At 73.0% G+C, this 5,423-nt stretch carries 3 protein-coding genes and 1 tRNA gene; 2 read left to right on the top strand and 2 right to left on the bottom strand.

The features are described from left to right. Positions 1-44: 44 nt before the first annotated feature. On the bottom strand, positions 45-2,606 hold the full coding sequence (locus ACFUEL_RS34300; RefSeq protein ID WP_380241253.1) for an ABC transporter permease: 2,562 nt from the start codon (positions 2,604-2,606) through the stop codon (positions 45-47). 56 nt (positions 2,607-2,662) lie between these two features. Further along, positions 2,663-3,436 (bottom strand): ABC transporter ATP-binding protein, encoded by a 774-nt coding sequence (locus tag ACFUEL_RS34295; protein ID WP_380241251.1) that lies wholly within the window; start codon positions 3,434-3,436, stop codon positions 2,663-2,665. A 336-nt stretch (positions 3,437-3,772) separates the two neighbouring features. Between ACFUEL_RS34295 and ACFUEL_RS34290 the strand changes: the two genes are divergently transcribed. Together ACFUEL_RS34290 and ACFUEL_RS34285 are read left to right on the top strand one after the other, a co-directional pair. After that, a tRNA-Leu gene (locus ACFUEL_RS34290) sits at positions 3,773-3,854 on the top strand. 253 nt (positions 3,855-4,107) lie between these two features. After that, entirely contained in the window at positions 4,108-5,355 is a 1,248-nt protein-coding gene (locus tag ACFUEL_RS34285; RefSeq protein ID WP_380241249.1) for an IS701 family transposase, read from the top strand. Positions 5,356-5,423 lie beyond the last annotated feature (68 nt).

Genomic DNA, 5,423 nt, shown 5'->3' with positions numbered 1-5,423 from the left:
CCTCGGCGAGGGGCGGGCGGCTTCCGCGCGTCGAGCGCTCGCGGTCAGTCGGTCTTGATGCTGGTCAGGATGTCCAGCCGGGAGGCCCGGCGGGCCGGCCAGAGGGCGGCGACCATGCCGACCAGGGCGGCGAGGCCGAGGAAGAGGAGCACGCTGCCGTACGGGATCACGGTGGTCAGTCCCTTCAGTTCGGAGGCCAGGACGCGGGTCGCGGCCCAGGCGAGGAAGCAGCCGAGCAGGACGCCGATCAGGGCGCCGAAGACCGAGATCACCACCGACTCCAGGCGGATCATCCGCTTGATGCCGCGCCGCTCCAGGCCGATCGCCCGCAGCATGCCGATCTCGCGCTTGCGCTCGAACACCGACATGGCGAGCGTGTTGACCACGCCGAGGACGGCGACGACCACCGCCATGCCGAGCAGGCCGTACATCAGGTTGAGCATGGTCGAGATGATCCGGCTGAACTCGTCGACCATGTCCTTCAGGGTGCGGACCTCCATCACCGGGTTGCGGCCGGTGGCGTCCTTGAGCGACTGCTTCAGCGCGGAGGTCGGGCCGTCGGTGCCCTTGACCAGGATCTGCTGCACCAGCGGCTGCGGGTCGTTGGCCTCGATCAGGCGGTTGGGGGCCACGATCGGGGAGACGCCGGAGGTGGTCTCGAAGACGCCGCCGACGGTGAGCGTCACGGACGCGCCCTCGGCCGCGGTGGCCTTCAGGGTGGAGCCGACCGCCAGCTGGTGCTTGGTGGCGAACTCCTCGTTGACCAGGACCTGGTCCTGCCCGAGGGCCGCGGTGGAGCCGGACTTCATCGTCAGGTTGACCAGCTGGTCGAAGGCGGCGGCGTCGTAGCCCTCGATGGCGCGGTTGCTGCCGACGCCCTCGATGTCCCACCAGACGTTGTCGACCTGGCTGACCGCCTTCACCCCGTCCGCCTTGGCGACCAGCCCGGTCAGCTCGGGGGACAGCTCGCGGCCGTTGACCATGCCGACCACGTAGTCGGCCTTCATCGTGTCGCCGACCATCGAGGTGACGGCGCTGGTGACCGAGTTGCCGATCACGGTCAGCGCGGTGACCAGGGTCAGGCCGATGGTGAGCGCGGCCGCGGTGCTGGCGGTGCGGCGCGGGTTGCGCACCGCGTTCAGCCGGGCCAGCTTGCCGGGGGTGCCGAACACCTTGGCCAGCACCGGGCCGACCAGCGCGATCACCGGGCGCGACAGCAGCGGCAGCAGCACGAACACGCCGATCAGGGTGAGCGGGGCGCCCAGCTCCAGCTTGTGCTGGGCCGACGAGCCGGAGCTGTTCGCGCCGGCCAGGATCAGGCCCAGGCCGGAGCCGGCCAGCAGCACGCCGATCGAGTTGCGGATCAGCAGGCCGCGCTGGGTGCTGGGCTGGTCGCCGCTGCTCATCGCCGCCACCGGGGGGATCCGGGAGGCCCGGACGGCGGGCAGCAGCGCCGACAGCACGGTGACCACCACGCCGGTCACCAGGGTGCCGACGATCGTCACCGGGGCGATCACCAGCGAGCCGGTGGGCAGGCCCTCGTTGAAGGCGTGCAGCAGGGACTGCAGGCCGGCGCCGATGCCGATGCCCGCGAGCAGGCCGCCGACCGAGGCGACCAGGCCGATGGCGAGCGCCTCGACCAGCACCGACCTGGTGACCTGGCCGCGGCTGGCGCCGACCGCCCGCAGCAGCGCGAGCTCCTTGAGGCGCTGGGCGATCAGCATGGTGAAGGTGTTGACGATGATGAAGATGCCGACGAACAGCGAGATGCCGGCGAACACCAGCAGCATGGTCTTCATGCCGCTGACCGAGTCCTCGACCATCCTGGTCTGCTCGTCCTTGAGCTCCTGGCCGGTCTTCAGCCCGACGCCCTCGGCGGGAACCTTCGCCCGTGCCTGGTCGAGCAGTTGGGCCTCGCCGGTGCCGGCCCTGGCGGTCAGCACCACGGAGCTGAAGCGGCCCGGCGCCAGCAGTTCGCGCTGGGCGGTGGCGGTGTCCATCAGCACCAGCGTGCCGCCGGAGGTGACCTTCGGGTCGTCGGTGGTGAACACGCCGGTGAGCACGGCGTCCCGGGCGGCGCCGTTGCCGGCCACCCGGACGGTGTCGCCGACGTGGTAGCCGGCCTTGTCGGCGGCCTGCCGGTTCAGCGCGACCTCGCCCGCGGTGCGCGGGCCGCGGCCCTGGGCCATCGGGTAGCGGGTGTCCGCGCCGGAGGCGTCCGGGACGAAGTTGGCGCCGCGGGCGCTCCACGCCTCGCCGATCAGGTTGCCCTTCTTGTCGGCGACGGCGGTGAAGCCGGAGACCACGCCGCGGGCCCGCTCGGCGCCGGGCAGCGCGGCCAGCTGCTGCACGGTGTCCTCGGTCAGCGCGCCCTTCTCGGGGCGCGGGGCGTCGTGGTCGACCGGGCCGTCGTCCGCGCCGTCGGCGGAGACCAGCACCGAGACGTCCGAGAAGCTGGTGGAGTAGCTGTCGCGCATGGCCCGGCCCATGGTGTCGGAGAACACCAGGGTGCCGGCCACGAAGGCGGTGCCGAGCAGCACGGCCAGGACCGTCATCAGGAGGCGGCCCTTGTGGGCCAGCACGTTGCGCAGTGCGGTGCGATACATGGGTGGGATCCCGGGGAGGTGGGTGCGGGCGGGGTCGACGGGGCGGCGGCGGGGCGTCAGCTGGTGCGGCCCTTGGCGTCGAAGCGGCGCATCCGGTCCAGGACGGAGTCGGCGGTGGGGCGGTGCAGCTCGTCGACGATCCGGCCGTCGGCCAGGAACACCACCCGGTCCGCGTACGAGGCGGCGACCGGGTCGTGGGTCACCATCACGACGGTCTGGCCGAGCTCGCGCACCGAGTTGCGCAGGAAGGAGAGGATCTCCGCGCCGGAGCGGGAGTCCAGGTTGCCGGTGGGCTCGTCGGCGAAGATGATCTCCGGCTTGGAGGCCAGCGCCCGGGCGCAGGCGACGCGCTGCTGCTGGCCGCCGGAGAGCTGCGCGGGCCGGTGCGAGAGCCGCCCGGACAGGCCGACGGTCTCCACCACGCGGTCCAGCCAGGCCCGGTCGACCTTGGTGCCGGCGATGTCCATCGGCAGCGTGATGTTCTCCAGCGCGGTCAGCGTGGGCAGCAGGTTGAACGCCTGGAAGATGAACCCGATCTTGTCGCGGCGCAGCCTGGTCAGCTGCTTGTCCTTCAGCCCGACCAGTTCGGTGTCGCCGATGGTGGCCGAACCGGAGCTGACCTTGTCCAACCCGGCCATGCAGTGCATCAGCGTCGACTTGCCGGAGCCGGAGGGCCCCATGATCGCGGTGAACTCGCCCTGCCCGAAGGAGACCGAGACGTCGTCCAGCGCCACGACCCGGGTCTCGCCCTCGCCGTAGACCTTGTTCAGGCCGGTGGCGCGGGCAGCCGCCAGACCGGTGTGGGCGGCGTACGCGGTCGAGGTGCTCACGGTGGACTCCTTAGTCCGGGAGGGCGGGTTCGTCACGGCGCGGCCGCTCCGAGGACTCCTCCGACCGCTACTCCATCCTCCCCGCCGCCCGCCGCCCCCACGTCGCTCCGCCGGACGGTTGTCCCACCACCGCCAGGCGTACGGTTCCCGGCGCCCCCTCCTCCTGCGGTATGACCCCTTCCCCGGGGCCGCGGTGGCCGAGAACCACCCAAGTGTGGCCGAAACGCCAGACGCTTCGTCAGATGTCATGGAAGCATGACAACTTCCACGCCCGGAAATATGCGAAACCGTCGCCCGGCCGACTAGGCTCAGTGCCTGAGTCAGCCGCGCTCCCTGGCCCAGATGGTGGAACGCAGACACGGGCAGCTTAAAACTGCTTGGCCGCGAGGCCGTGCCGGTTCGAGTCCGGCTCTGGGCACTCTCCTGCCCACCCGCCGTAACGCTTTGCAACCGAACGGGCACGGGCCCCCCTCCGTCCGTCACGCCGTGTCAGCTCCGGCCGCGGGCCGCCGGTGGCCGCACTCCCGCCTCCTCCTCCCCCTCGCACGGCATGCCGCACCGGCGCGCCCGGCGACTTTACAAATCCCATTGACAAGATTTGACAACTGCTGTTGTATCCATCGCGGCGAGGTCTCCCAGCGGGGGAGGCGCACCCGAGGATCGATGTGCCCATGATTTCGAACTTACGTGCACCGCGCGGCGGTCCGCGGCCGGACGGGGTCTCCGCGTACTGCCACGACCTCTTCCACCACTTCGCCCGCTCCGACCAGCGGCGCTGGGGCGAGGTCTACCTCCGCGGCCTGCGCCGGGCCGGCGGCCGCCGGACCCCGGCCAACATCTCCGAGGAGGTGCTCGGGCGGCGCCTGGTGCAGCCCATCCAGCAGTTCGTCAACCAGTCCCCCTGGGAGTCGGGCGACGTCCGCCGCCGGCTCGCCGAACTGGTCACCGCGGCCGCCGCCCCGCAGGCATGGGTCGTCGACGACGTGGTGTTCGCCAAGAACGGCACCAGCTCGGTCGGCGTCGCCCGCCAGTTCGTCCCCGCCGCCGGTCGCATCGTGAACTGCCAGCTGGCCCTGGCCACTTCGCTGGTCCACCCGCACGGCGCCCAGCCGGTCACCTGGCGGCTGCTCCTGCCCCCGCAGTGGGACGCCGACCCGGAGCTGCGCGCCCGGGCCCACCTCCCCGCGGAGGCCCGGCACCTGCCGCGCTGGCAGCACCTGCTCGACTCGGTCGACGAGGTGACGGGCTGGGAGGTGCCCACCGCCCCCGTGCTCGCCGACTGGAGCGGCGAGCCGGAGGTCGAACCGCTGCTGCTCGGCCTGGAGGAGCGCGGGCCCGGCTACCTGGTCGAGGTCGGTGCCGACACCGCACTGCCCGCCCGCGACCGCCGGGCCCGGCCGGTCCTCCCCGGCGTCCGGCCCGCGCCCCGGACGTCCGCAGTCGTCCACCGGCGGGCCGCCGAACTCGCCGACGAGCTGGCCCCGCAGGGCGACCGCGCGGTGCTGGCCTGGCGGCGGGGGCCCGCCGACCGGGTGCGGCACTCGCAGTTCCTGGTGCTGCCGCTCTCCGACGGGCACGCCCCCCGCCCCGGCCGCTCCGCCGGGGCGCCCGCCGCACCCCGCCGCCTGGTGGTCGAGTGGCCGTTCGGCCGCCCCCGGCCGCGCACCTACTGGGTGACCAACCTGCCGGCGCACCGGCTGCCCGACCTGGTCGCCCTCGCCGAGCTGCGCGGCCGCTCCGCCGACACCGTCGAACGGCTGCACCGCAACTACGGCCTCGGCGACTTCGAGGGCCGCTCCTACCGCGGCTGGCACCACCACGTCACCCTGGTCGCCGCCGCCCACGGCTACGACCTGCTGGGCCGGCTCCGCCGACTGGCCGCCCCGGAACCCGCCCGCCCGGTCTCGGCCACCGGCTGACCGACTGACCGGCCCGGCCCGGCCCGTTCCGCGCAGCGAACGCGACCGGCCGGCCGCTCCGCACAGCC

The organism is Kitasatospora sp. NPDC057198 (genome assembly GCF_042670125.1).
GTDB lineage: Bacteria > Actinomycetota > Actinomycetes > Streptomycetales > Streptomycetaceae > Kitasatospora.
Note: the sequence above shows the minus strand (reverse complement) of the source record. Positions and strands in the feature narration are given on the sequence as shown.